Origin of the sequence: Geobacillus sp. C56-T3, from assembly GCF_000092445.1 — a bacterium.
Classification (GTDB): domain Bacteria; phylum Bacillota; class Bacilli; order Bacillales; family Anoxybacillaceae; genus Geobacillus; species Geobacillus thermoleovorans.
The window spans coordinates 247,816-272,692 of the sequence record NC_014206.1; the positions used below are offsets into that span (position 1 = coordinate 247,816).

The 24,877-nt window shown below is 48.6% G+C and carries 40 protein-coding genes, 1 rRNA gene and 1 pseudogene; 35 read left to right on the top strand and 7 right to left on the bottom strand.

What is annotated here, in order from left to right; genetic code table 11:
* Positions 1–23 precede the first annotated feature (23 nt).
* From rrf to tsaD, 5 genes are all read left to right on the top strand, one after another.
* Positions 24–140, top strand: a 5S ribosomal RNA gene (gene rrf / locus GC56T3_RS01350).
* Positions 141–373: 233 nt separating this feature from the next.
* Positions 374–832, top strand: coding sequence for a tRNA (adenosine(37)-N6)-threonylcarbamoyltransferase complex ATPase subunit type 1 TsaE (tsaE, locus tag GC56T3_RS01355; protein ID WP_013144048.1), 459 nt, complete (start codon positions 374–376; stop codon positions 830–832).
* Positions 829–1,569 (top strand): tRNA (adenosine(37)-N6)-threonylcarbamoyltransferase complex dimerization subunit type 1 TsaB, encoded by a 741-nt coding sequence (gene tsaB / locus GC56T3_RS01360; RefSeq protein ID WP_011229746.1) that lies wholly within the window; start codon positions 829–831, stop codon positions 1,567–1,569. The genes tsaE and tsaB overlap by 4 nt, the downstream gene beginning before the upstream one ends.
* Positions 1,529–1,981: a ribosomal protein S18-alanine N-acetyltransferase gene (rimI, locus tag GC56T3_RS01365; protein WP_011229747.1), complete on the top strand. Its 453-nt coding sequence runs from the start codon at positions 1,529–1,531 to the stop codon at positions 1,979–1,981. The genes tsaB and rimI overlap by 41 nt, the downstream gene beginning before the upstream one ends.
* Positions 1,978–2,991 (top strand): tRNA (adenosine(37)-N6)-threonylcarbamoyltransferase complex transferase subunit TsaD, encoded by a 1,014-nt coding sequence (tsaD, locus tag GC56T3_RS01370; RefSeq protein WP_013144049.1) that lies wholly within the window; start codon positions 1,978–1,980, stop codon positions 2,989–2,991. The genes rimI and tsaD overlap by 4 nt, the downstream gene beginning before the upstream one ends.
* 321 nt (positions 2,992–3,312) lie before the next feature.
* Here the strand turns inward: tsaD and GC56T3_RS01375 are convergent, their stop codons facing one another.
* Positions 3,313–5,238, bottom strand: coding sequence for an ABC-F family ATP-binding cassette domain-containing protein (locus GC56T3_RS01375; RefSeq protein WP_013144050.1), 1,926 nt, complete (start codon positions 5,236–5,238; stop codon positions 3,313–3,315).
* A gap of 96 nt (positions 5,239–5,334) precedes the next feature.
* Between GC56T3_RS01375 and moaC the strand changes: the two genes are divergently transcribed.
* The 4 genes from moaC to tatC all read left to right on the top strand — a co-directional run bounded on the left by moaC (position 5,335) and on the right by tatC (position 7,576).
* Positions 5,335–5,823: a cyclic pyranopterin monophosphate synthase MoaC gene (gene moaC / locus GC56T3_RS01380; RefSeq protein ID WP_011229750.1), complete on the top strand. Its 489-nt coding sequence runs from the start codon at positions 5,335–5,337 to the stop codon at positions 5,821–5,823.
* 15 nt (positions 5,824–5,838) lie between these two features.
* Positions 5,839–6,480, top strand: a complete 642-nt coding sequence (locus tag GC56T3_RS01385) for a redox-sensing transcriptional repressor Rex (protein WP_013144051.1) — start codon at positions 5,839–5,841, stop codon at positions 6,478–6,480.
* 179 nt (positions 6,481–6,659) lie between these two features.
* Entirely contained in the window at positions 6,660–6,812 is a 153-nt protein-coding gene (tatA, locus tag GC56T3_RS01390; protein WP_013144052.1) for a twin-arginine translocase TatA/TatE family subunit, read from the top strand.
* A 20-nt stretch (positions 6,813–6,832) separates the two neighbouring features.
* Positions 6,833–7,576, top strand: a complete 744-nt coding sequence (gene tatC, locus GC56T3_RS01395) for a twin-arginine translocase subunit TatC (RefSeq protein ID WP_013144053.1) — start codon at positions 6,833–6,835, stop codon at positions 7,574–7,576.
* Positions 7,577–7,759: 183 nt separating this feature from the next.
* On the opposite strand, the gene GC56T3_RS01405 is transcribed toward tatC, so the two are convergent.
* Together GC56T3_RS01405 and GC56T3_RS01410 are read right to left on the bottom strand one after the other, a co-directional pair.
* Entirely contained in the window at positions 7,760–7,939 is a 180-nt protein-coding gene (locus tag GC56T3_RS01405; protein ID WP_013144055.1) for a YdiK family protein, read from the bottom strand.
* Complete coding sequence (locus GC56T3_RS01410) at positions 7,936–8,670, bottom strand: CPBP family intramembrane glutamic endopeptidase (RefSeq protein WP_013144056.1); 735 nt, start codon at positions 8,668–8,670, stop codon at positions 7,936–7,938. Before GC56T3_RS01410 ends, GC56T3_RS01405 begins: the two co-directional genes overlap by 4 nt.
* 355 nt (positions 8,671–9,025) lie before the next feature.
* On the opposite strand from GC56T3_RS01410, the gene groES reads away from it, so the two are divergent.
* Entirely contained in the window at positions 9,026–9,310 is a 285-nt protein-coding gene (gene groES, locus GC56T3_RS01415; protein ID WP_013144057.1) for a co-chaperone GroES, read from the top strand.
* Positions 9,311–9,414: 104 nt separating this feature from the next.
* Positions 9,415–11,031, top strand: a complete 1,617-nt coding sequence (groL, locus tag GC56T3_RS01420) for a chaperonin GroEL (protein WP_013144058.1) — start codon at positions 9,415–9,417, stop codon at positions 11,029–11,031.
* Positions 11,032–11,109: 78 nt separating this feature from the next.
* On the opposite strand, the gene GC56T3_RS01425 is transcribed toward groL, so the two are convergent.
* From GC56T3_RS01425 to GC56T3_RS01440, 4 genes are read right to left on the bottom strand one after another with little or no spacing between them, the layout of a single operon-like run.
* Positions 11,110–12,294 (bottom strand): site-specific integrase, encoded by a 1,185-nt coding sequence (locus GC56T3_RS01425; RefSeq protein ID WP_013144059.1) that lies wholly within the window; start codon positions 12,292–12,294, stop codon positions 11,110–11,112.
* 2 nt (positions 12,295–12,296) lie between these two features.
* A complete protein-coding gene (locus GC56T3_RS01430; RefSeq protein WP_255347842.1) occupies positions 12,297–12,494 on the bottom strand; it encodes a hypothetical protein in 198 nt (65 codons plus the stop codon).
* A 28-nt stretch (positions 12,495–12,522) separates the two neighbouring features.
* Complete coding sequence (locus GC56T3_RS01435; RefSeq protein ID WP_013144061.1) at positions 12,523–12,963, bottom strand: ImmA/IrrE family metallo-endopeptidase; 441 nt, start codon at positions 12,961–12,963, stop codon at positions 12,523–12,525.
* Between the two features lie 20 nt (positions 12,964–12,983).
* On the bottom strand, positions 12,984–13,430 hold the full coding sequence (locus tag GC56T3_RS01440) for a helix-turn-helix domain-containing protein (RefSeq protein ID WP_013144062.1): 447 nt from the start codon (positions 13,428–13,430) through the stop codon (positions 12,984–12,986).
* Between the two features lie 162 nt (positions 13,431–13,592).
* Between GC56T3_RS01440 and GC56T3_RS01445 the strand changes: the two genes are divergently transcribed.
* From GC56T3_RS01445 to thyA, 24 genes and pseudogenes are all read left to right on the top strand, one after another.
* Entirely contained in the window at positions 13,593–13,829 is a 237-nt protein-coding gene (locus tag GC56T3_RS01445) for a helix-turn-helix transcriptional regulator (RefSeq protein WP_013144063.1), read from the top strand.
* On the top strand, positions 13,826–14,581 hold the full coding sequence (locus GC56T3_RS01450) for a phage antirepressor Ant (RefSeq protein ID WP_013144064.1): 756 nt from the start codon (positions 13,826–13,828) through the stop codon (positions 14,579–14,581). Before GC56T3_RS01445 ends, GC56T3_RS01450 begins: the two co-directional genes overlap by 4 nt.
* Before the next feature lie 16 nt (positions 14,582–14,597).
* The gene (locus tag GC56T3_RS20105; protein WP_255347843.1) at positions 14,598–14,732 is read left to right on the top strand and encodes a hypothetical protein; all 135 of its coding nucleotides are present in this window, start codon (positions 14,598–14,600) and stop codon (positions 14,730–14,732) included.
* Positions 14,733–14,889: 157 nt separating this feature from the next.
* Entirely contained in the window at positions 14,890–15,204 is a 315-nt protein-coding gene (locus GC56T3_RS01455) for a hypothetical protein (RefSeq protein ID WP_013144065.1), read from the top strand.
* A 2-nt stretch (positions 15,205–15,206) separates the two neighbouring features.
* Complete coding sequence (locus GC56T3_RS01460; protein WP_011888091.1) at positions 15,207–15,482, top strand: hypothetical protein; 276 nt, start codon at positions 15,207–15,209, stop codon at positions 15,480–15,482.
* A gap of 351 nt (positions 15,483–15,833) precedes the next feature.
* Complete coding sequence (locus tag GC56T3_RS01465) at positions 15,834–16,166, top strand: hypothetical protein (protein ID WP_013144067.1); 333 nt, start codon at positions 15,834–15,836, stop codon at positions 16,164–16,166.
* Positions 16,167–16,364: a hypothetical protein gene (locus tag GC56T3_RS01470; RefSeq protein WP_013144068.1), complete on the top strand. Its 198-nt coding sequence runs from the start codon at positions 16,167–16,169 to the stop codon at positions 16,362–16,364.
* 19 nt (positions 16,365–16,383) lie between these two features.
* Positions 16,384–16,860, top strand: coding sequence for a siphovirus Gp157 family protein (locus tag GC56T3_RS01475; RefSeq protein ID WP_013144069.1), 477 nt, complete (start codon positions 16,384–16,386; stop codon positions 16,858–16,860).
* Complete coding sequence (locus tag GC56T3_RS01480; protein WP_013144070.1) at positions 16,857–17,558, top strand: ERF family protein; 702 nt, start codon at positions 16,857–16,859, stop codon at positions 17,556–17,558. The genes GC56T3_RS01475 and GC56T3_RS01480 overlap by 4 nt, the downstream gene beginning before the upstream one ends.
* Positions 17,555–17,710, top strand: a complete 156-nt coding sequence (locus GC56T3_RS19530; protein ID WP_013144071.1) for a hypothetical protein — start codon at positions 17,555–17,557, stop codon at positions 17,708–17,710. The genes GC56T3_RS01480 and GC56T3_RS19530 overlap by 4 nt, the downstream gene beginning before the upstream one ends.
* 19 nt (positions 17,711–17,729) lie before the next feature.
* Positions 17,730–17,954 (top strand): hypothetical protein, encoded by a 225-nt coding sequence (locus GC56T3_RS01485; RefSeq protein ID WP_013144072.1) that lies wholly within the window; start codon positions 17,730–17,732, stop codon positions 17,952–17,954.
* 14 nt (positions 17,955–17,968) lie between these two features.
* Positions 17,969–18,895, top strand: coding sequence for a DnaD domain protein (locus GC56T3_RS01490; protein ID WP_013144073.1), 927 nt, complete (start codon positions 17,969–17,971; stop codon positions 18,893–18,895).
* A gap of 20 nt (positions 18,896–18,915) precedes the next feature.
* Positions 18,916–19,179: a replicative helicase loader/inhibitor gene (locus tag GC56T3_RS01495; protein WP_013144074.1), complete on the top strand. Its 264-nt coding sequence runs from the start codon at positions 18,916–18,918 to the stop codon at positions 19,177–19,179.
* On the top strand, positions 19,176–20,426 hold the full coding sequence (locus GC56T3_RS01500) for a DnaB-like helicase C-terminal domain-containing protein (RefSeq protein ID WP_013144075.1): 1,251 nt from the start codon (positions 19,176–19,178) through the stop codon (positions 20,424–20,426). Before GC56T3_RS01495 ends, GC56T3_RS01500 begins: the two co-directional genes overlap by 4 nt.
* A gap of 4 nt (positions 20,427–20,430) precedes the next feature.
* A complete protein-coding gene (locus GC56T3_RS01505) occupies positions 20,431–20,859 on the top strand; it encodes a hypothetical protein (RefSeq protein WP_011888084.1) in 429 nt (142 codons plus the stop codon).
* A 140-nt stretch (positions 20,860–20,999) separates the two neighbouring features.
* Positions 21,000–21,104 (top strand): annotated as a pseudogene (locus GC56T3_RS19820) (HNH endonuclease); the annotation flags it as partial.
* A gap of 36 nt (positions 21,105–21,140) precedes the next feature.
* Positions 21,141–21,314 (top strand): hypothetical protein, encoded by a 174-nt coding sequence (locus GC56T3_RS19825; protein WP_227456737.1) that lies wholly within the window; start codon positions 21,141–21,143, stop codon positions 21,312–21,314.
* Positions 21,315–21,403: 89 nt separating this feature from the next.
* On the top strand, positions 21,404–21,901 hold the full coding sequence (ssb, locus tag GC56T3_RS01515) for a single-stranded DNA-binding protein (protein WP_013144078.1): 498 nt from the start codon (positions 21,404–21,406) through the stop codon (positions 21,899–21,901).
* 18 nt (positions 21,902–21,919) lie between these two features.
* Entirely contained in the window at positions 21,920–22,273 is a 354-nt protein-coding gene (locus tag GC56T3_RS01520; protein WP_227456676.1) for a hypothetical protein, read from the top strand.
* A 91-nt stretch (positions 22,274–22,364) separates the two neighbouring features.
* Positions 22,365–22,547, top strand: coding sequence for a hypothetical protein (locus tag GC56T3_RS01525; RefSeq protein ID WP_013144080.1), 183 nt, complete (start codon positions 22,365–22,367; stop codon positions 22,545–22,547).
* A gap of 18 nt (positions 22,548–22,565) precedes the next feature.
* Complete coding sequence (locus tag GC56T3_RS01530) at positions 22,566–23,114, top strand: dUTP diphosphatase (protein WP_013144081.1); 549 nt, start codon at positions 22,566–22,568, stop codon at positions 23,112–23,114.
* 9 nt (positions 23,115–23,123) lie between these two features.
* Positions 23,124–23,624, top strand: coding sequence for a hypothetical protein (locus GC56T3_RS01535; protein ID WP_013144082.1), 501 nt, complete (start codon positions 23,124–23,126; stop codon positions 23,622–23,624).
* 12 nt (positions 23,625–23,636) lie between these two features.
* A complete protein-coding gene (locus GC56T3_RS01540) occupies positions 23,637–24,059 on the top strand; it encodes a hypothetical protein (RefSeq protein ID WP_013144083.1) in 423 nt (140 codons plus the stop codon).
* Between the two features lie 11 nt (positions 24,060–24,070).
* Complete coding sequence (gene thyA / locus GC56T3_RS01545; RefSeq protein WP_013144084.1) at positions 24,071–24,865, top strand: thymidylate synthase; 795 nt, start codon at positions 24,071–24,073, stop codon at positions 24,863–24,865.
* The last annotated feature ends 12 nt before the right edge of the window (positions 24,866–24,877 follow it).

Sequence of the window (24,877 nt, forward strand, 5' to 3'; positions counted from 1 at the left end):
TGATGTCAAAATCAAACCGCTTGCCTAGTGGCTATGGCGGAGGGGAAACACCCGTTCCCATCCCGAACACGGAAGTTAAGCCCTCCAGCGCCGATGGTAGTTGGGGCCAGCGCCCCTGCAAGAGTAGGTCGCTGCTAGGCAGCTTCATTCACCAGGGAGTTTCGACACGCCTCATTCCCTTTTTCTTTTTAGGGGCGATTGCGCAACAGGGCGATCTGTCAGCGAGCCAAAAGGCTGCGCGGGATCGTCCTTTTTGTTTTTCCTTTTCTCCTATGCCTATTTTTCGTTTTTGGAAGTGGCGGCAAGATGTTCGGATATGATACAATTTCAAAAGCAAGAGTGAAGATGATAAAAGGGGATAAGGTAGAACAAAATGAAAAAAATTGAAATTTTGGTGCATTCTCCGGAAGAAACGAAGTCGGTGGCCCGCCGGCTGGCGGAACATCTTGAGCCGGGAATGGTCATCGCATTAGAAGGTGATCTCGGGGCGGGAAAGACGACGTTTACGAAAGGTCTTGCTGAAGGGCTGGGCATTACACAAACGGTCAATAGCCCGACGTTTACGATTATTAAGCAATATGATGGTCGGCTTCCGCTTTATCATATGGATGTATACCGACTTGAAGATGAATGGGAAGATCTTGGATTTGACGAATATTTTGCTGGCGATGGTGTTACGGTTGTTGAATGGGCGCATTTGATCGCCGGCCAGTTGCCTGAGGAACGGCTGACCGTTTTCTTGTTTCATCGAGGTGGCGATGAGCGGTTGCTTCGCTTTGAGCCGTCGGGGGAGCGTTATGAACAGTTGTGCAAGGAGATTTTTCCATCATGAAAGTATTGGGAATTGATACATCGAATATGCCGCTTGGCATTGCGTTGGTAGATGGTGATGTCGTGAAAGGGGAATTCATCACTAATGTGAAAAAAGACCATTCATCCCGGGCGATGCCAGCCATTGAGTTGTTGCTTCGACGATGTGACGTTGCTCCAAAAGATCTCGATTTAATCGTTGTAGCGAAAGGGCCGGGGTCGTATACCGGGGTGCGGATCGGCGTGACGATTGCGAAAACGCTTGCCTGGTCGCTCGGTATTCCGATCGCCGGAGTGTCGAGCCTTGAGGTGCTCGCCGCCAATGGCCGTTATTTTCCTGGGGTGATCGTTCCGCTGTTTGACGCACGGCGCGGACAAATTTACACCGGGCTTTATCGCTACGAAGGCGGTGCGCTCCGCTGTCTTGAGGAGGACCGGATTGTGGCGGCGGATGAGTGGGCGCGTCGGTTGAGCGAGCGGGAAGAGGATGTATTGTTCATTGGTGCGGATGCACCGCTATATCGTGATTTGTTTCGAAGTCATTTAGGCGAACGGGTTCACGTGGCCCCGCCGTCTTTGGCGTTGCCGCGTCCGAGCGAGTTGGTGATGCTAGGCAAACAAAAAGAGCGCGAGAACGCCCATGTGTTTGTGCCGAACTACCTCCGCCTTGCCGAGGCGGAGGCGAAATGGCTCGCGAAACAAAAAGGGGAACAGAACGATGGGGATCAATGTTCAATTTCGGCCAATGACCATTCATGACATTGATGAAGTCGTGCAAGTCGAGCGGGCATCGTTTACTTCGCCTTGGAGCCGTGAATCGTTTTACAACGAGCTCATGTACAACCGCTACGCCAAATATATCGTCATGGTGTACAACGGGCGGATCATCGGGTATGGTGGGATGTGGCTTGTTATCGATGAGGCGCATGTGACGAATGTAGCCGTGTTGCCGCAGTTTCGTGGGCAAAAGCTTGGTGAAGCGCTCATGCGACGCTTGATGGACATGGCCAGGCAGCACGGGGCGGCGACGATGACGCTTGAGGTGCGCGTGTCCAATCATGTTGCCCAGTCGCTGTACCGAAAGCTTGGGTTTCGCAACGGAGGCATTCGCAAACGGTATTATCCGGATAACTTTGAAGACGCGTTAGTCATGTGGGTGAAGCTGAGATGAATGAGGACGTATATGTATTAGGCATTGAAACGAGCTGCGATGAAACGGCGGCAGCAGTCGTGAAAAACGGAAGAGAGGTTTTATCGAATGTAGTGGCGTCGCAAATGGAAAGCCATCGGCGGTTTGGCGGCGTCGTGCCGGAAATTGCTTCCCGCCATCATGTGGAGCAAATTACGCTCGTTATTGAGGAAGCGATGCAGCAGGCCGGCGTATCGTTTGCGGGCCTTGATGCGGTGGCGGTGACGGCCGGACCGGGGCTTGTCGGAGCGCTTCTTGTTGGGGTCAACGCGGCGAAAGCGTTAGCGTTCGCCCATGGATTGCCGCTTATTGGGGTGCATCATATCGCCGGTCATATTTACGCTAATCAATTAGTGGCCGAAATGAAGTTCCCGCTGTTGGCGCTCGTCGTTTCCGGTGGTCATACGGAACTAGTGTTCATGAAGGAGCATGGGAATTTTGCGGTGATCGGTGAAACGCGCGATGACGCTGCCGGTGAGGCGTATGACAAGGTGGCGCGGGCTTTAGGCCTTCCGTACCCAGGAGGACCGCACATCGACCGGCTAGCTCATGAGGGAGAGCCAGTGATTGATTTGCCGCGAGCGTGGCTTGAGGAAGGTTCGTATGATTTCAGCTTCAGCGGCTTAAAATCGGCGGTTCTCAATGCGCTCCACAACGCGAAGCAGCGCGGCGAGGAGATCGATCCGAGACAGATGGCCGCGAGCTTTCAGGCCAGCGTCGTCGATGTGCTGGTGACGAAAACGGTGCAGGCCGCCAAAGAATACCGCGTACGGCAAGTGCTGCTCGCCGGGGGGGTGGCGGCCAACCGCGGGCTGCGGGCTGCACTGCAGGATAAAATGAAAGAGCTCCCCGATGTGGAGCTTGTCATCCCGCCGTTATCGCTATGCACCGATAATGCTGCGATGATTGCCGTTGCGGGAACAGTGTTATATCAACAAGGAAAGCGGGCTGATTTGGCGCTCAACGCCAATCCAAGCTTGCCGCTTGTCTAGGCAGCTGGCTGAAACGCGAAAGACACCGAAGGGCGATCCGTTTGCGGCAGGCAAACGGATCGTCCTTTTTGTTTTCATGTGAAAAAAGTTTGTGTATATTTTTATCCACAAATCTGTGGACAATGTGGAAAAAGCGGTAAAACACTATCAACATAAGAAAACAATACACAGCGATTTTTGTGCAAAAAGAAGATGTTTTTTTGTGGATAATGTGGAAAAGTTGGTGAATAACTTATATTCCATGGTGGAAATTGTGGATTTTTTTGTGGATAATGTGACTAACTAAAGAACAACCCGCCTCTAGTTTCGGCGGGTTGTCGGTTATAGTGAAGTATAAAGCTGTTCCCATTCGGCCAATAACATTTCGACTCGCTGCTTCCGCTCGTCGTTTTCTTGCGTCAATCGTTGCATCGTCTCATAGTCGCCGTAAACGGATGGATCACAAAGTTGCTGCTCGATCTCAGCGATTTGTGCTTCAAGCGCTGCAATCTCGGCTTCGATTTCATCCAAGCGGCGTTGGCGCTGGCGCCGTCGTTTTTTTTCCTCTTTTTCTTGCTCGTATGTCGTTTTGGCAGAATCACTTGCCGTTTCTGTCGGGCGGACGTTCAGGAGCGCCAGTTCGCGCATTTCTTCTTTTTTGGCGATGTAGTAATCATAGTCGCCTAAGTATTCCGTTAGGCCTCCGCTGGAAAGTTCAAACACCTTTGTTGCGATTCGGTTGATGAAATAGCGGTCGTGGGAAACGAACAAAATCGTTCCCGGGTAGTCGATGAGCGCTTGCTCGAGCACTTCTTTGCTGTCGAGGTCTAGATGGTTTGTCGGTTCGTCCAAAAGAAGGACATTTGCTTTTTGCAGCATCAGCTTGGCGAGCGAAAGGCGTGCTTTCTCCCCGCCGCTTAAAGCGGAGACCGGTTTTAAAACGTCATCGCCGGAAAACAGGAAGTTGCCGAGCACGGTGCGAATTTCTTTTTCCGTCTTTTCGGGGTAGGCGTCCCACAGCTCGTCAAGCACCCGTTTGTTCGATGACAAATCAGCTTGGTCTTGATCGTAATAGCCGATTTGGACGTTTGCGCCGTAGCGGAGCTCTCCTGTTTGGATAGGGAGTTTTCGGGCGATCGCCTTCAGCAATGTCGACTTGCCGATGCCGTTCGGTCCGACTAGGGCGACGCTTTCGCCGCGCGTGATGCGGAAGCTGATTTGGCGGATGATGGGTGCACCGTCGCCATAGCCAACGGCTATGTCTTCAGCGGTGAGCACTTCATAGCCGCTCGGTCGATCGATCGAGAACGAAAAGGAGGCTGATTTTTCATCGCCGACAGGCCGTTCGAGCCGTTCTATTTTTTCCAGTTGCTTTCGCCGGCTTTGCGCCCGTTTGGCCGTCGAGGCACGGGCGATGTTGCGCTGGATGAAGTCTTGGAGTCGGGCGATTTCTTCTTGCTGTTTCTCGTACCGTCTTAACTCTTGTTCGTATTGCTCGGCCCGCAACTCCAAATAGCGGCTGTAGTTGCCGGCATAGTGTTTGAGCGTGGCATTCGACAGTTCGTATACGTCGGTGACGATTTTGTCTAAAAAGTAGCGGTCGTGGGAAACAACCAGGACGGCACCGGGATAGGCTTGCAAGTACTGCTCCAGCCAGGCGAGCGTCTCAAGATCCAAATGGTTCGTCGGCTCGTCCAAAATCAATAAATCCGGCTTGGACAACAGCAATTTCCCAAGGGCAAGCCGCGTCCGCTGTCCGCCGCTTAACGACGAGACCGGCGTTGTTTTATAATCATATGAGGAAAACTGCAGCCCGTGCAAAACGGAGCGGATGTCGGCTTCGTATTGGTAGCCGCCTTGTTCTTTGTATTGTTCTTGCAGCTCGTCATACGTTTTCAGCGTTTTTTCATAGCGAGCTGGATCGGCGAGTACGTCTGGGTCGCCGAGTTGCATGCTGAGTTCGGCGAGCTGTTTTTCGAGTCCTAGAAGCGGGGTGAATACCTCAAGCATTTCGTCCCAAATGGAACGCGGCGAGTCGAGCCCGCTGTTTTGCGCCAAATAGCCGATTTTGATATGGTTTGGTTTGATGATTTTGCCGCTGTCGAAAGAGAGTTCACCGGCGATGATTTTCAACAATGTCGATTTTCCCGCTCCGTTGCGGCCGACAAGGGCAATTCGGTCGCGGGACTGTATTTCTAGTTTTATATTCGATAAAATAAGGTCAGCGCCGAAATATTTCGTGAGCCCGTGCACTTGCAAAATGATCATGTCCGTCACCTCGCGAATAGTTTAACGTAAGTCGCGAAAACGGTCAAAGACGAATGATGAAAAATCGTGTATAGTGTATAAATGGAGGAGATTGTATTGTCATCGTTCACTCATTTCAATGAACAAGGGCGCGCGAAAATGGTTGATATTACGCACAAAGAAGATACTGTGCGAGTGGCTGTGGCGCAAACGAGCGTGACTGTCAGCCGGGAAATTTACGAAAAAATGACGAGCAATGCGATCGAGAAAGGGGATGTGCTCGCCGTCGCTCAAGTGGCGGGGGTGATGGCGGCGAAGAAGACAGCTGACCTTATTCCAATGTGTCACCCGCTTATGTTAAAGGGTGTGGACATTGCTTTTGCTTGGGAAAACGATGGAGAAGCGCATAAGCTCGTCATCACGGCAACGGTGAAAACGAAAGGGAGCACAGGAGTGGAAATGGAAGCGCTGACGGCCGCTTCGGTCTGTGCGTTGACAGTGTACGATATGTGCAAGGCGCTTGATAAAGGAATGGTCATCGGTCCGACGTATTTGGTCGAAAAAACGGGCGGGAAGTCTGGCCATTACCGACGGAAAACCGATTAGCTAGGGGATGAGATCATGAGCAACGAACAACCGAAAATTCCGCAGGCAACCGCCAAACGGCTGCCGCTTTACTATCGGTTTTTGAAAAACTTGCACGCTTCCGGCAAGCAACGCGTCTCCTCTGCCGAGTTGAGCGAGGCGGTGAAAGTCGATCCGGCGACGATCCGCCGTGATTTCTCCTATTTTGGCGCGCTTGGCAAAAAGGGATACGGGTATAATGTCAATTATTTGTTGTCGTTTTTCCGCCGGACGCTTGAAGAGGATGAGGTGACCGAAGTCGCCTTGTTTGGCGTCGGCAATTTAGGCACCGCCTTTTTAAACTATAATTTTTCGAAAAACAACAATACGAAAATCGTGATGGCGTTTGATGTCGATGAGCGGAAAGTAGGGACGACAGTCGGCGGGGTGCCGGTCTATCATCTCGATGAGTTGGAGGAGCGGCTTCACGAAAACATCCCGGTCGCCATTTTAACCGTGCCGGCCGCCGCGGCTCAAGCGCTGACCGACCGCCTTGTCGCGCAAGGAATTAAAGGCATTTTAAACTTTACTCCGGCGCGGTTGAACGTGCCGAACCATATTCGCGTCCATCATATCGATTTAGCCATTGAGCTGCAGTCGCTCGTCTATTTTTTGAAAAACTATCCATCGCCATCGTAAAAAGGATCTTCACCACAAAGTGTGCTTGACAAAGAAAGAAGATGATGATAGTGGAAACCAAAATTGCACTTCTCCCTTTTTATTCCACATCCTTCTTAGGGCAACATTGCTATCATGTTTGCCTTTAAAAGTCAAGTACATCTTTTGGTGATGAACCCGTAAAAAGGAGAGAACAACACATGAAATATTTGTTGCTCGTTGCTGTGATTTTGTTGCTGTTTGGCACGAAAAAGCTACCGGAATTAGGGCGGTCGTTCGGCCAGTCGCTTCGCGAGTTTAAAGACGCCACAAAAGGGCTCGCTGATGACGAAGAAACGAAAACCGACCGATGACAAGGCAGGATGGGGAAACAATGAATGACAAAGAAATGTCAGTGTATGAGCATCTGGGTGAACTGCGAAAACGGCTCATCATCGTGCTCATCTTTTTTGCTGCGGCGCTTGTCGTTAGTTTCTTTTTTGTCGATGATGTCATTTTGTATTTGCAGCGAACGGCCGAGGCGAAGCATTTGACCATGAACGCCTTCCGCCTCACCGATCCGATTAAAGTGTATTTTCAGTTTGCCTTTGTCATCGCGGCTGTACTGTCGGCTCCGGTGCTGTTGTATCAAATTTGGGCGTTTGTCAGCCCCGGTCTGTATGAAAAAGAGCGGAAAGTGACGTTAAGCTATATCCCGGCGTCGATCGTTCTTTTTTTAGCAGGCGTCAGCTTCGCTTATTTCGTCTTGTTTCCGTTTGTCGTTCGATTTATGAGCCAGCTGGCTGACCAACTAGGGGTTCAACAAATGATCGGCATTAATGAATATTTTCAGTTTTTGCTTCAGCTCGTGCTGCCGTTTGGCATCGTGTTTCAGCTGCCGATCGTCGTGTTGTTTTTCACCCGCTTAGGGCTTATTACGCCGCAGCTTCTTGTTCGCATCCGCAAGTATGCGTATTTGGCGCTGCTTATTTTAGCGGCAGTCATTACGCCGCCGGATGTGCTGTCGCAAGTGATCGTCATGATTCCGCTCACCATTTTGTATGAAGGAAGCATTTGGGTGGCGCGCATCGGCTATCGGAAAGCGCAGCGAGCAGCCGAGGAGGAAGGCAATGAGTGAGGCGGGACGAAAAACATGGAGAGGAAAGCGAGCAAGGCCGGGCCAAACGAAGGGGCTGTCTCAAAAGCCGCAAAACAGGGCTTTGAGGCCGGCCTCTTGTTTTTTTGTTTCCATTTTCACGATATGATCGCCGTCATGAGATTGATGTTCTGGTCCCTTCCCGTGCGAATCACGGGAAGGGGGTCAGCGTTTTGAGGCGAAAAGAAGGCGAAGGGCGGTGCCGAAATCAAAGGCAGCGAGCGCCGCTAAAGCGATGGTGGAGACGTTCCAAACCGTTTCATGAGCACTTTCGATGGCCAAATACGTAAACATTGAGCCTAAGACGAAATACGGAAGCGAAAACAGCTGAGGGTTTCGCATCATAGCCAAACCCTCCAAACGGCGAGCGGCAGCTCGGACTGGCGCATCATTTTCTCAATCTCGTCGGCCAACAGCGTCTGCATGGCGACGACGAACGTATTCATGGCGACATGGGCGAAAATCGGCACGAAAATGCGTCCGGTTTTCGCGTATAAAAACGCGAATACCATCCCCATGGATGTGTACAGAAGCAAATGTTCCGGCTCCATATGGACAAGGGCAAACAAGAGCGAACTGACAAGCGCAGCAAGCCAAAAGTTGTATTTTTCATAAAGCGAGCCGAAAATGATTTTGCGGAAGATGATCTCTTCCAAAATCGGGCCGATGACGGAGGTGACGACGATCAACAGCGGCGTCAGGCGGATGATATCGATGATTTGCCTTGTATTTTCCGACCCTGGTTTGATGCCGAGCAACCGCCATTCGATGTTGGCGGCGATGCTTTGCGCCGTGAGCGCCAAAAAGACGCCCAAGACCGCCCACATCCACGAGGAACCAAGCGGCAGCCGCCGCATCATTCGTTCGTTGCGGTCACCGCGGAGCAGCCATAGGATAATGACAAAAGCGAGCAGGAAACTAATGATCGCCCAATACCCGGAAGCCAGTTTGGCGGCTTCGAGGCGGCTTTCCGTTCCTTGGCCGACGCCGAGGGCGCGAAGAAGCGGCACGCCGACAAAGGCGGACAGCTGCATGACGATATACGTGATGATGACGTACCAGTGGTTGCGTTTCAAACCCTCTACCCCTTTTATTTCAAATTATATCCGTATTGTAGCACATGTATGGCGAAAATAGTAAGAAAACTGCATCCTCGCATCCCACCTCACCGCCGTAAAAAAATGAACCGGAGCCGTTTATCAGTCCGAGGAATGTGAAATAATGAAAACGAGCTCCGCGCGGATGGGGAGTAGAGGCAAAACAACCGGCTCCTTTTGCTCTTTCTTCTTTAGGAGAGAAAAACAGTTATTTTTTTGCATTTCCTACTTGCAAAACTGAAAGAAGTTCATTAATATTATAAGTGTGTTAGCACTCGATAGTGATGAGTGCTAATAAGAACGGTGAAAACTATCGTTAAGGAGGTTGTTCCCCGTGTTGAAGCCATTAGGCGATCGTATTGTCATTGAAGTCGTGGAAACAGAAGAAAAAACGGCTAGCGGTATCGTTCTGCCGGATACGGCGAAAGAAAAACCGCAAGAAGGCCGCGTTGTCGCTGTCGGTGCAGGCCGCGTGCTCGATAACGGCCAACGCATCGCGCCGGAAGTCGAAGTTGGCGACCGCATCATCTTCTCGAAATATGCGGGCACAGAAGTGAAATACGACGGCAAAGAATACTTAATTTTGCGCGAAAGCGATATTTTGGCTGTCATCCGCTAATATATGCGTTCATCACATAAACATTCCGAAAACATACTGGGTACTTAATCGGATACTTAACTTGTGGCACGCAGTCCAACAATTTCATAAGGAGGTAACGGGGTATGGCAAAACAAATCAAGTTCAGCGAAGAAGCGCGCCGTGCGATGTTGCGCGGGGTGGACAAACTTGCAGACGCAGTGAAAGTCACATTAGGTCCGAAAGGCCGCAACGTCGTATTGGAGAAAAAATTCGGTTCGCCGCTCATCACGAATGACGGGGTAACAATCGCGAAAGAAATCGAACTCGAAGACCCGTTTGAAAACATGGGCGCGAAATTGGTCGCTGAAGTCGCCAGCAAAACGAACGACATCGCTGGGGACGGTACAACAACCGCTACGGTATTGGCTCAAGCGATGATCCGTGAAGGCTTGAAAAACGTGGCTGCTGGTGCCAATCCGATGGGCATCCGTCGCGGGATTGAAAAAGCGGTTGCCGTTGCGGTTGAAGAATTAAAAGCCATCTCCAAACCGATCAAAGGGAAAGAGTCGATCGCCCAAGTGGCTGCGATTTCGGCTGCTGACGAAGAAGTCGGTCAATTGATCGCTGAAGCGATGGAACGCGTCGGCAACGATGGCGTCATCACGCTCGAAGAATCCAAAGGCTTCACGACGGAACTCGACGTTGTCGAAGGGATGCAATTCGACCGCGGTTACGTTTCGCCGTACATGATTACGGATACAGAAAAAATGGAAGCCGTTCTCGAAAATCCGTACATCTTGATTACGGACAAGAAAGTATCGAGCATCCAAGAATTGTTGCCGATCTTAGAACAAGTGGTCCAACAAGGCCGTCCGCTCTTGATCATTGCGGAAGATGTTGAAGGCGAAGCACTCGCGACGCTTGTTGTCAACAAACTGCGCGGCACGTTCAATGCGGTAGCCGTCAAAGCGCCTGGCTTCGGTGACCGCCGCAAAGCGATGCTCGAAGACATTGCGATTTTGACAGGCGGCGAGGTGATCTCGGAAGAGCTTGGCCGTGAATTGAAATCGACAACGATCGCTTCGCTCGGCCGTGCGTCGAAAGTTGTCGTTACGAAAGAAACGACGACGATCGTCGAAGGCGCTGGCGATTCGGAGCGCATCAAAGCGCGCATCAACCAAATCCGTGCGCAGCTTGAAGAAACGACGTCCGAATTCGACCGCGAAAAACTGCAAGAACGCTTGGCGAAATTGGCTGGCGGCGTAGCGGTCATCAAAGTTGGGGCGGCAACAGAAACAGAATTGAAAGAACGCAAACTGCGCATCGAAGACGCGCTCAACTCGACTCGTGCGGCTGTTGAAGAAGGCATTGTCGCCGGCGGTGGCACGGCTCTCATGAACATCTACAACAAAGTCGCTGCCATCGAAGCGGAAGGCGATGAAGCAACCGGCGTGAAAATCGTATTGCGCGCGATCGAAGAACCGGTTCGTCAAATCGCGCAAAACGCTGGTCTGGAAGGCTCGATCATCGTTGAGCGCCTGAAAAACGAAAAACCGGGCATCGGCTTCAATGCGGCAACAGGTGAATGGGTCGACATGATCGAAGCTGGTATCGTTGACCCGACGAAAGTCACTCGTTCGGCGCTGCAAAACGCTGCATCTGTCGCCGCAATGGTCTTGACGACAGAAGCGGTCGTTGCCGACAAACCGGAAGAAAACAAAGGCAACAACAACATGCCGGATATGGGCGGCATGATGTAATCATCGCCTCCAATCCTTTGGAACACTGGGGTTCTCCCCGGTGTTCTTTTTGTTTTGACCACATTTTGACCACGAAAATCACAAATTTTTGATGAAGTTGCTCATAAGCTCGCTAAATTTCTGCGAAGCTCTTTCTTCCAAATCTTTTGTTAGATGCGCATAAATGTTCATGGTTGTTTCGATATCTGCATGGCCGAGGCGCTGCTGGATTTCTTTGATTCCCACTCCTGCTTCAATAAGTAAACTAGTATGAGTGTGCCGAAGGGAGTGAGGTGTTACATGTTTATGAATGTTTGCGATTCTCAGTAGTCGCTTCATTCTGATTTCAATTTTTTTAGGCACTTCAGGAAATCCACTTGGCCGCGCAAACACGAAACCCAGATCGTGATATAACTCTCCCATTCGCAATTTGATTTCATTTTGCTCAGCTTTGTGCTTCTTTAGAAGTGAAATGATGTTTGGATCGACTTTGATGGTTCGAATGGATCCCTGTGTTTTAGGGGGCAGTAATTGATAATATCTTTCGTTGTTTCTAGGGCTGTACAACGTTTTTGTAATCGCAATGGTATGTTCTTTAAAGTTAATATCCTTCCACTGAAGGGCCAGTAATTCACCTAGCCGCATACCAGTGTATGCCAAGGTTGAAAACACGACATAATCCATAGCTAGCCCGTGTTCTTGGGCTGTTTTCAAAAAGAGGGCTAACTCATGCTTTTCTAAAAATTTCATGTCTTTATTGCCGCTTTCAATGTCCTCCACTGTTTTTTTCTGCTTAGGCACCTTGGCGTATTCCGTAGGATTAGAGTTTATCAATTCCAATTCCATCGCTTTTTTAAAAATCATTCTCCCTGTTGTATGAATTCCGTCTAGGGTGTTGTCAGCATATCCTTTTTTTTTGAGATCCAAGAGCATGTCTTGATACATTTTTCGTGTAACATCCTTTAGCTTCAAGTTACCGAAGTAACGCATCAAGTGCCCCAGTTCATGTTTCCTGGCGCGAATCGTGCTTATTTTTGCGGTTTCGCTGTATATTGCTAACCATTCTTGTGCGAAATCCTTGAATAGTATATTCGTGTCCTTCACGTAGCCTCCGTTATTTATTTCGTCGTACAATTTGGCCGCAGCCAGCTGCGCTTCTTTTTTGGTTTTAAAACCTCGGCGTGTCGTTGTTTTGCGCTTCCCAGTAGCAGGATCGATCCCGACATCCATTTTAAACATCCATTTCTCGCCGTCTTTCGTTTTATACTTTTGGAACGAAGCCAATGTTATCGGTCCTCCTCTGAGTTTTCGATGATGATCTTCTGACCATTTTCTAAAACACCAACGAGTTTGCCATCCTCTACGGTGATTCGTGAAAATACAGGAATACTGATCATGGAGCAGCTGTTTGTTTTCTTTTTCTTCTTATTCTTCTTATTCTTCTTATTACGATAGTCGTCCAAGTGAATAATCAATCTGATCATCTCCTTTTTGTGGGAATATACGTTTGGTTCAGAAGTCAAAATTTTTTAGATGCACCACCTCCTTAGGGATTCCATACGCCGCCGCGGCCTCATAAATGGTTGCATCAGTGTCGCGGTATGTATAGAGAACATCATCTGACAGAAGCAATTCCACCGCAAACTCATTCGCCTCCCTTTCCACTTTATCCATGCAGAAAAGTGTGTGTTTTCGCAAAAATGAGGTGCTAAGTTCGGGGTGCAACACCGCATGCCCCAGCTCGTGCGCGCATACGAAGCGTTTCATCGGCTCGTCCAACTCTGAATTGATGTGAATGATCTGAATCCGGCGAAATGTATGATGATACCCGTATGTCCCGCCAAGCGGTTCAAACAACAGCACTATGCCTTTCTGCGATGCGATCTCAAAGGGGTTGTTCGTGCCGTGCTTGGTGATTAATTTCTCTACGATCTGTTTGATCTTCTCAGCCATAGCGAACCCCCTGGAGATGGTTATTCTTTTCGATATTTCTTCGGCGTGAATTTTTGCTTTGCGATGCGCTTGGCGAGGCGGAGAGAGTTTTCCAAAGATGCGATCAGCAGTTCCCGATCCTCTTCATCGAGTTCGTCGATGTCCACTCCGCCGAATGCAGCGAAACCGCTTCCTGTCTTGAGCCCCTTGATGATCTTTTCCAGCTCCTTTTGGATGTCGCGCTCGTCTTTCTCGGTGAGGGCGGGGAGCTTGGTGTCGGTGGGTTGGGTATTATCCCGTCCTAATAGGTAGTCAATACTTACATCCAATGCATCAGCCAAAGCTTTTAAAGTATCCATGTCTGGTGTTCTATTTCCACTCTCATATCCCGAAATTGATACTTTAGTAACATTAACCTTTCGTCCCAGTTCTTCTTGTGTTAAACCTTTTGCTTTTCTTAACATTCTTAGTCTTTGAGGGAAACTCATTTGTAAACCTCCCGTTAATTTAATAACTCTACAGATATTATAAGTTAACAAAAAGCTAACGTAAATCTTGTTAACAAATTAGAAATTTTTTATTGACAGTTAACTATAAGTTAATCTATAATGTAGTTAACAAGAGGTTAACTTAAGAAAGGAGGAAACGGGTTGAACAAAAGGAGAGAAAAATTAATTAGCACAAGAAAAAAAGAAGGGATGACGTTACAGGAAGTGGCAGATAAAGTAGGGATCAGCAAGCCATATTATTGGCAGATTGAACAAGGAAAAAGAGGGCTTTCATATGAAATGGCTGTAAAGATTGCTCGTGTTTTTAACAAAAGACCAGACGATATTTTTTTGGTCGGGGAGTTAACTTATGAGGAACAAAAGGAGGGAGTTAAATGAACCAATTACAGATTTTTAATCATCCGATGTTCGGCGATGTTCGATTCGTCGAAATTAACAACAATCCACACGCCGTTGGTAATGATGTTGCAAAAGCATTGGGGTACAGCCGGCCGCACGAAGCAATTTCAAGTCACTGCAAGGGGGCGGTAACTTACCGCATCCTTACTAATGGAGGAGAGCAAACGGTGAAAGTTATCCCAGAAGGGGATATATACCGCTTGATCATTAAGGCGGCTGATCAGAGCAAAAATCCGGAAATCAGACAAAAGGCGGAGGAATTTGAAAAGTGGATATTTGAAGTAGTCCTCCCAACCATCCGTCGAACCGGCGGCTACGTCGCGAACGAGGACATGTTCATCAATACGTATCTTCCGTTCGCGGACGAACAAACGAAAATGATGTTCCGTGGCGTGCTGGAAACGGTGCGCCGGCAAAATGAGCAGATCGCGGCGATGAAGCCGAAAGCAGACTATTTTGACGCCTTAGTTGATCGAAATCTACTCACCAACTTTAGAGACACAGCCAAAGAGCTTGAGGTGAAAGAACGGTATTTCATTGAATGGCTCCTCGATAACAAATTTGTCTACAGAGATCAAAAAGGAAAATTGAAACCATATGCGCAGTATGTGCCAGAACTATTCAAACTGAAAGAATTCGCTCGAAATGGGAAGGCCGATGTGCAAACGTTGATTACCCCACGCGGGAAAGAAACATTTCGGTTGTTGCTAAAGAAAGACCAAACGGCGTGAAAGGGGGTGAGGAGAAATGAATATCGAACAACGGTTAGCCGAATTGGAACAGCGCGTTGCCGAGCTAGAAAAGAAAGCCGCCGATGAGGCGACGGCTCAGGTAGATATCGATACAATCGCGAGAAAAATTCGCGAAATATCTAAACATTAACGTTTAGTTAATTCATCCACAACTATTCATTCTGGGGAGTAAGCTTTCTGCCAAGGATTTTACGTCCATACGGTTGCTCATCAATCTAACACCTCCTCTCTTGGTCAACATTCGACAAAAGGAGGGGAAATCCTGCAAAAAAGGAAGGGAAGTCGTCATGCAAATGGTGGTGCAGGTTCCCGACATTGATAAATACGTGAAGGATCTCGTCCGCCAAGCGTATGAGTTGGGGGTGGAGGAAGGGCGAAAGAGATATAGCTATCCTCCAGTCCTAACTAGGAAAGACTTAGCAGAAATCTTCCAGGTCCAGCTTTCCACGGTAAGCAATTTAACCGATATTCCAGGCTTTCCAAAGCTCACGCACATTCGCGCCCGATATCCTCGCGATCAGGTGTTTCGCTGGATTGAAGAAAATTCGACCTATTTGGATCAAGTGGCGCCTAATCGAAAAATTGGGAGAAGGAGTGAATGATGATGCAAATCAAAAACCTCTCGTTCGATGAGTTGCCCAGCGGCGTCAGAGAAGTAGCGGATCGGGCGCTGGCGGAACGGAAAGTCAGAAATGTCTTTCGAGTCACTGAATTGGATTTCGGTGACGGCCGGGTGTACTACGAGATCAGCGCGATCAGTGACAGCTTCATTTTTGAGCTGAGTGTCAGCGAACTGGGAGTTGAACACGTCAACCGCATCGGAGTGGATACGGTTCGCGACGCGATCAAAGCGCATCCAGAACGCTTCGGCCTCGAGTGAAACGGAGGTGAAAAACATGAACATGGAATGCCCACGTTGTGGCGCAGAAGCTCGTTGGGAAGTAGTGGAAATCGTTGAGGGGAAAGGGTACGTTTGGGAAGCAGAATGCGATGAGTGCGGTTGGGAGGATAGCAAATACGAGTTTTGAACCTCGAATGAGTCGATTCAACCTTGAGAGAAAAAAAGGGGAAGGGCAAAGAGGGCTGCTCACCTTCTTTGCCAACTACTCCTTAGTGCCTATCGTCAGGCGCAGGATGTTGTCCTGTTTTCCCGAATTGCCTCATGTTTTTGGCCAAAGTTGTCCTGTTTCCTGCGTCTGAATATGGGCGTTAAGGGAAGGGAGGTGATTCGTTGGATGATAAAAGAAAAGCACGTATCCGCATAGGAGAGCTGTTAAACGCCTGCCGCAGATGTCCGTATGGGGGACTTCGAACAAGCAGTCGATATGTCAAACAATGCGGGACGTGCGATGTCTACAAAGAAATGCGGGAGCTTGGGGATTGGCTCGCCAATACCAGTAAGCGCCGGAAAAATCGAGGGATCAAGAAATGGACGGAGGAAGAACGACGGATACTGATCGACAATGTTCATTTGCCGGTCAGAGAGCTGGCGAAGATGCTAAACCGAAGAGTTTCATCAGTCAAAAATCAAATCGACTTTCTTAAGAGAAAGGGGCTGTTATGAATGGCTGTGGAAAATCCTATGACGCTGAACGTGAAATGGGAAGAGCCGCGCGTGATCGGCGAATGCGCCGGGTGCTATGAGAACATCGTCGAAGGAGAGGAATTCATCGAGTTTCTCGATGGGCAAATGATTCACTATGACAATCATTGCGCGATGGCTTTTTGTCTGGAAAGTGGAGAGCGGAAAATTGCTTGGTGAAGCAAAGGGGGGAGAAGATATGAAGCTATACGAGTTAGCAGAAAACTATCGCGAACTGCTTGAAATGGCAGAAGAAATGGAATCCGATGCGATAGTAGATACGCTCGAAGCCATACGCGATGAAATCGAACTTAAAGCCGAGAACATCGCGAAGTTGATTCGGAATCTAGAATCGGACGCGAAAGCCATTCGGGAAGAAGAAAAACGGCTGAACGAGAAGAGAACCGCCATTGAAAATAAGGTGAAACGGCTGAAAACGTATCTATTCGAGCAGTTGGAACGCGCGGGCATTCAAAGAATTAAACGCCCGACCATCACCGTATACATTCAAGACAATCCACCGTCTGTGGATGTTGTGGATATGTCGGCGATTCCGGCAGAGTTTTTGAAACAAAAAGTCGAGGTGGACAAAAAGAGCATTTTGGAGCGGATCAAAAGCGGCGAACAAATTCCGGGAGTTGAACTAAAACGAGAAAAAGGAGTGAGAATTCGATGACGAAAACAGCAGAACAACCGAAACCGCTCAATATTCATCAGAAACTCGTTGAAATCAGAAAAACGGTCGATGTCTTCGTGAAAGATTCGCAAGGGTACGGTTATCGTTATGTGTCCGGCACGCAGGTGCTGAAAAAGATTCGAGAAAAAATGGACGAATTGGGCGTGTTGCTCGTCCCAATCGTCCTCAACCAAACCCACTCTACTTTTAATTATACCGTATGGGACAGAGAAAATAAACGCGAACGGCCAAAAACAGACTTTGTTGTCACTGGCGATATGAAATATGTATGGATCAACGCCGACGATCCGAGTGATCGTATTGAAATTCCTTGGCAGTATATGGGGCAACAGGACGACATTTCAAAAGCATTTGGCAGTGCGTTGACGTATACGGAGAGATACTTCCTTATGAAGTTTTTCAGTGTTCCGACTGACGAGGACGATCCCGATGCGAGAGATACAGCAAAACAAAACGGCAAGATTGACAAAAAGGAAAACGGGAAAAACAAAAAAGCGAGCAAAAACCAATTGGATTACATTGATGCGCTCATTTCGCGCCGAGTGACAGCGGATTGGACGAAAGAAATGCTGTACGAAAAGCTGAAAGAAACGATGGGTGTCGATAAAGAACCGTCTGAATGGACAGTCGAGGAAGCAAGCAAAGCCATCTCGATCATAACGGGGCGGTTCGAATGAAAACATGGATCAAACGGTTCGGGGAAGCATATTGGTGCTTCCTCGAAACCGATGAGGATACGGATACGATTTTAAGAGAAACGAAGCTGGGGTGGCTTCCTTACGCCGTTTCCGGCGCGATTCTCGCTTTGATTCTTATAGGGAACCATTGAAACTCGGAGATGAGACCGATTGGACACAAGAAAGAAGAAAGAGAAGGTTCAAAAGGCATTTAAAGAAGGGCTCGAATATCGAGTAGCCTTTCCGTTTTGCTACACGTGGATGGCTAGAACAGAGAAGGAATATGAAGCATATGCGACTGGATATATCAAAATCGTTCATCCCGAATTTAAAGTGATCGGTGTAGATAGAGAAAAACAAGTAGTGATTTGCGTTAAGGAAGATAAGATGCCGTAAAAGGAGAGAGCAACATGCTGACTGGACATCCCATTGTAGATAAAGTAGCAAAAATAAATCTCGCTGGGACGGTAATTCCTCACAATTGGTTTAGCACCATTACCTTTGAAAATGGAAAGCCAGATACGATTGCAATCGTTCTTCTGTCCGAAATTGTGTATTGGTATCGGCCAATGTTCATAAAGGACGAAGCGACAGGACGAATCAAGGAGGTTCGGAAACGCTTCAAAGCCGATCTTTTACAACGAAGCTACGATAGCTTCGCTGAACAGTTTGGCTTCACCAAAAGACAGGTGAGGGATGCTATAAAGCGGTTAGAAGATAAAGGCCTAATACGACGGGAATTCCGAAATATCCATGTAGATGGAATGACACTGACTAACGTGCTTTTTATAGAACTGAATCCGGAAAAACTATCAGAATTCACATACGGTATAGAGGATATGACGACAGATGAAATAGGCTCTGACGTTTCAACAGATAGGGTATTACGTTCTAACGTAACACCCTATACGATAGAGCGCCAGACAAATACAGAGATTACTACAAAGACTACTACAAATATAGATGATGATGATAAGGACGAACCGATAAACGAAATTTCGAGAGAAGAAAAAACCGAATGCAATCCTGTTACCGAATTCGAGAAAGCATTTGGTTATCTACCGCCTTCTATTTTGCAACAAGAATTTGAACAGGTCATTGAGAACGGACAATTTCAAGAGCCGGAAGCGATCATCGTCGAAGCGATCCGATTGGCACGGAAACAGATGCCGCGCAATCCGGCACGCTACATTTCTAGCATTCTACGAAACTTCGAGTTTATGGGGCTGTTCACTCTTGAGGACGTAAAAGAGTACAACGAAATGTTCGAGCAAAAGAGGAAACAGGCGCCGCGCCGCCGGCAATCACCGACGGAAATCAACTGGGACGAACTCTAACCAAAGGGGGGAGAACCGGCGTGACAAGAGAGCAAGTGAAACACGTCATGAAGCTCATTTCATTCGTCTATTCAAACTTCGAGGTATCGAAAGAGAAAGTAGACATTTGGTACGACTTGTTGGCGGACGAACCGTTCGACTTGGTGCTGTCCAACGCCAAGCGGCATGCAAAAGAAAAGACCTATCCGCCTACGATCGCCGAACTTTGCCATAGGGATGAACGGCCAGCTTATTATGAGCTGTATGTTCATAACATGAACGCCGGAGAGGACTGGACACAATGAGTGTCGAGGCAGAAAAAGCAGTGTTAGGGACATTTCTTGAATGTCCCTACCTGCTCAAAGAAACGGTTCTGACCGAAACGCATTTCAGCGATCCGAAGCACCGGAAGCTGTTCGCCGCCATGAAGCGGATCGCACAGCAAGGAGACGAACCGGATATTGTGACGCTTTCCACGACAGAAGATGTGGCTGACTTTGGCGGCCTCTCCTATCTCAACGAGGTATCCGCATTTGCAAACGAAACGAAATTCGACCAATACGAGGCGTTGGTTCTTGACGAATGGAAAGAGCGTGAGAAGCGGCGGATTCTTGTTGTGGCGGCGCAGGAAAATTGGGATATTGACAAGATCACAACCGCGCTGACTCGTTTAAACGAAGGGAGGATCACCGACCATCATGACATCAGCGATTTGTTGCATGAGGTGGCCGAAGCGCCGTGGACGCCGACCGAGCGGAAAATGGGGGCGCCGTCGGGCATTAGCGAACTTGACAAAATGCTGAACGGTTTCAACGATGGCGATTCGATCATTTTGGCAGCGCGACCGTCCATGGGGAAGACCGACTTCATGATCCATTTCGCGAAGAGCGTCGGATGGCACGGGTACTTGCCTATCGTGTTTTCGCTTGAAATGGCGGCCGACAAAATTCGCGACCGGCTCATCGGCTCGATTGGCGGATTCAACCGGATGAAGTTGCGAAATCCGTATCACGATTTGTCAGAAGAACAGAAGCGCATGTGGATCGAAGTCATTGGGAAGGCATCCGAAACACACATGCAAATCTTTGACGGCGCCGGACAGAGCATCGCGGACATTCGCTCGAAAATCAGAAAGGCCGTAAACCGGTTTCCGGACAGAAAACCTGTCGTGTTTATCGACTATCTCACGTTGATACGGCCGGAACGATATTACGGTGGAAACATGCATTTGCAAGTCACCGAGATTTCCAGAGCGATCAAGGAGACGGCCAAAGAGTTCAGTTGCCCGATCGTCACACTGGCGCAATTGTCGCGGGATGTAGAGAAACGAAGCGACAAGAGACCGCTTATGTCGGACATCAGAGAGTCGGGAAGCATTGAGCAAGACGCGGACGTGGTGATCTTTCTATACCGCGACAGCTATTACAACGCCGAAGCTGATCCCCGCGTTGCGGAAGTCATTGTGGCTAAGAGCCGCAATGGAGCGGTCGGGACGGTTCGGGTTTCATACAATCGAAACACGGGGGTGATTCAAGATTTATACCGTTCATGAACTGATGAAAGAAGCCATTCGTGACGAAGCCGCTTCTCTTATCTATACGCTTCACTATTTTTTGTCCGCAGGACGGATACGGCGTGACAGCACGATGGATGAACTCGAAGCGGCTATGGAAAGCGTGGCTGAAGAAGATACACGCACCATCGCGCGTCTTATTGAAGAAAACCCTTTGAAGGTGTACGAAATTCGCGTCTTTTCATTGAAAATCGGGCAGGGGCGATTTGCCTTTGTGTTTGCCGCAAACGAAGAAGAAGCAAAATCGTTTGTTCGGCACAAATACGGCATAGAACCGAAAAACTGTTTTCAATATCCGATAGATTTTCCTGTTTCGATTGGCAATCGCTTCACAACTTTTCGAGAGATGGCAAGAGCGAAGAATTCGTTTCCGTCACTGGCAGGATTTTATCAAAAGGAGGTGAGGGAGTGAGTTTCAAGGAATGTCGAGCCGTTCCCAAGAAAGTGCCGGAGAAGCGGAGAAAACGGAAAGCACCTTCGTCAAAAACGAGAGGAAGCATTAGCAAAACCGAGTACAATCGCATGATCGAAGTGTTTGGCTGTCGTTGCATGATGTGCGGTGATCCGCGAATTGAGGCGCACCATGTCCGTTTCCGTTCTCAAGGCGGGAGGGGGAAGTGGAGAAACCTTGCTCCCTTATGCCACTGCTGTCATCAAGCTGTCCACCAGAATCGGGCGTTGGCGGAAAGGCTGATGGCGGTGAGGGAAGACATGTTTGGGAAATGGTACTGGGCGGATGAATACGACTTGTATGAAAACGGGCTAATCAAAGAACCGCTAAAGGAGAACTTCGAAGACTTTATGAGGAGAGAGGAAAATGAAGAAGTGGTACGTCATTGTACAGGAAAAGAAATCGGTGGATGGTGAGTGTTTGATAGAGATCAAAACCATAGAGAGCCGACCAAAAAAATTTGCGTATGTTGTGTTTGCCGAGAAATAGAAAGCGAGGGATTGTCATGATTAACCGCGTCATTTTGACAGGACGACTGACGGACGATCCGCAGTTTCGATATACGCCAAGCGGAGTGGCTGTTGTCACATTCATACTGGCCGTTACCCGTCCGTTTGCGAATCAAAACGGGGTGCGGGAAGCTGATTTTATTCGTTGCGTCGCATGGCGAAAACAGGCGGAGAACATCGCAAACTACTTGAAGAAAGGAAGTATGGTCGGGATCGACGGGCGATTGGAAACGGGCAGCTATGAACGGAACGGACGGAGGACGTATTATACACAGGTCGTGGTGGATACGGCAACATTTCTGGAGCCGCGCAACGCTTCGAATTCGGGCGAGAAGCAGAAAGGGAATAGGGAGACATCCAAACAAGAGAAAAACGCCTCTAGGAGGGCGAGAGAAGCGTTTATGAAGCCACAAGATGGACAGGGATGGTTTAATGATCCTTTTGCTGATAACGGGGAGCCGATCGAAATGAACGATGACGATTTGCCGTTTTGACGAAAGGGATGGTAGAGGGTGAAGGAAACGGATAAAAAGTGGCTCGATAGCGAAACATCGATAAAACCGGGAGATTGGGTGTATTGTGTCAGCGTAAATAGCGCGTATTGTGGATGGTTGGGTTACGTCGAATGGGTTAGACCGCCCGCGGCGATGGTTCGATTCACACTTGACCACGATGAAAAACCAGTCCGGAGAAGAAAACAAATGTTGCTCCGGCAATTGGCGCTTGTGGATCAATGGGAACTGACGAGGGAGAACATCGACGACATGGTGAACATCGCATTGGACACGAGCGATCAAGAATGGTTCGAACAACTGATAACAATGAGAAACGAGAAAGAAAGGGAGGAACAAAAATGGAGAAAGTGAATAAGCGAATGCGGCCAGTCGATTTGTTCGAATTGGAACTTATCGCTCTTGTGGAAAGCCGATTTGATATTGATTGATGGAGGGAACGAAAATGGGTTCACTCTACCGCTATTTTCAAAAATCAGAAGTCGAAAGGGAGATGAAGAGGCACAACGCGATCCAGCAGTTGCGGCAAATGGGGATCAATGAATTTAAAGGGCAGCGAATAGACGAATTCGATTACGAGGAACTGAAATGGATTTTGGCAGTTGAGCGAGCGAAGCGGGATGAATAATCGAGGGGGAAAAGAAGCATGGAACTACGTGAACTTTTTGAGGTACAAGGAGAATTGGATGCGCATATTGAGAAGATTCACCCACGCAAAGAAGGCGAAAAACGGTTGGAAGAAAAGATTTTGGCGTTGCAAACGGAGCTTGGGGAGATCGCGAACGAATGGCGGCAATTCAAGTTTTGGTCGAATGATCGCAAGCCAAGAACCGACCAACTTCTTGAGGAATATGTCGATGGATTGCATTTTGTCCTTTCTATCGGTCTTGAGGAATCGGAACGCTACGGACAATTGGTGCCAATTCGACTAGGCCTGCCGGATGAACTGACGTCAATTTGCTATGAAACGACGATTCAGCAATTCAATTATCTATTCTTTGAAATCGGGCGCCTATACGACAGCGTAACGCTCCATGAAGTTACAACAGATACCGAAGTCGAGGAAGCCTATGAAAATATCATCCGCATGTTCATAGGGCTTGGCGAAAAACTAGGGTTTACGGAAGATGAGATCGTCGAAGCGTACACGAAGAAAAATCGGATTAATCACGAGAGACAGGCAAACGGATATTGAGGTGTAGTCATGCGATTTGAAAGATTCGTCGGCATTGATCCATCATTACGGACGGGTTTTGTAGCGTTATCCCCGCTTGGGGAAGTGATTGAGGCGAAAGAGATTGAGAAAGAGGGAGACGACCCGGCGAGGATGAGTGAACTGATCCAAGCCGTAGTCGATTCGGTGCATGATACAGATTTTGTCGCGATCGAAGGGTTTGGATATGCGAGTCAACGCGGATTCCTTTTAGGCGGCATTGGATGGGGCATGCGAATGGAGCTGTACAGACGGGGCATTCAATATATCGACGTCGCCCCGTCCCTTGTGAAGAAGTTTGCCGGAGCGAAAGGAAATGCAAATAAAGAGAAGGTTGTGCTTGAGGTGTACAAACGATGGGGATTTGAAAGCGACTCGAATAACGTTATAGATGCGTTCGTATTGGCGCAAATCGCTAGGGCAGCCAAAACCGAAACGAAACTCATTCAAGCACAGAAGGAAGTATTGGACAAAATTTTGAAGTTGAAATAAAGGGGGAGCACGATGAACGAAGCGACGGATAAGGAGTTCGAAGAATATACGCGATTGCATGGCCGCTATATCCAGCAGATTCGCTTTTACGAAGAGCGGATGGATGAGCTGACGCCATATGAGCTATCGAGAATGGAATATCTCTATACCAAACTTGAGCAAGTGGCGTGGCAAATTGCCGGATGGTACAAGAAACGCGCAAAATACCATGAAGGGATGGCGGAAATTGCACAAGGCCAACATTATCGCAAGGAGCGCGAAAAGTCATCAGCGACCGACGCCCAACATTACAGCCGGATCGCCAAGGGAACACAGTTGAAAATCGCCGGACAGTATGAAGGTGATTTCATCACGTGGCGCGGGATCGCTGGAACATACGAGCGAGCCGCGAATGCGATTAAGGACATGATTAAGTCCATAACGACAGAGGAATAGAGGGTGGGGTTATGAAGCAATATTTGGACTTGTTGCGCGACATTCTTAAAAACGGCATTGAAAAAGAAGACCGGACGGGAACGGGAACGATTTCTGTATTCGGGCGTCAGTTGCGCTTCGACTTGCAAAAAGGCTTCCCGTTGCTGACGACGAAGAAACTTCATATTCGCTCGATCATCTATGAATTGCTGTGGTTTTTGCGCGGTGATACGAACGTTCGCTTCTTAAATGAGAACGGCGTGACGATTTGGGATGAGTGGGCCGATGAAAACGGCGAACTAGGGCGCATTTACGGCGCCCAATGGCGCGCTTGGAGAACAGCAGACGGTGGAACAATCGATCAAATCACGAGAGTTATCGAGGAAATCAAGCACAACCCGAATTCGCGGCGGCTGTTGGTCAGCTCATGGAATATCGGAGAACTCGACCAAATGGCGTTGCCGCCGTGTCATTACGCCTTTCAGTTCTATGTCGCGGCTGGCCGGCTGTCGTGCATGTGGCAACAGCGTTCTGTCGATACATTTCTAGGATTGCCGTTTAACATCGCGAGCTATGCCCTATTGACACATATGGTTGCCCAACAGTGTGATTTGGAAGTAGGCGAGCTTATTTTTTCCGGCGGCGATGTTCACTTATATAAAAACCATGTGGAGCAGGCGAAGTTGCAATTAACGCGCGATCCATGTCCGCTGCCAAAACTTATCATCAAGAGAAAACCGGATTCGATTTTTGGCTATTGCTATGAAGATTTTGAGTTTGTCGGATACGATCCACATCCGGCGATCAAAGCCCCGATTTCTGTATAAAGGAGGGCATGA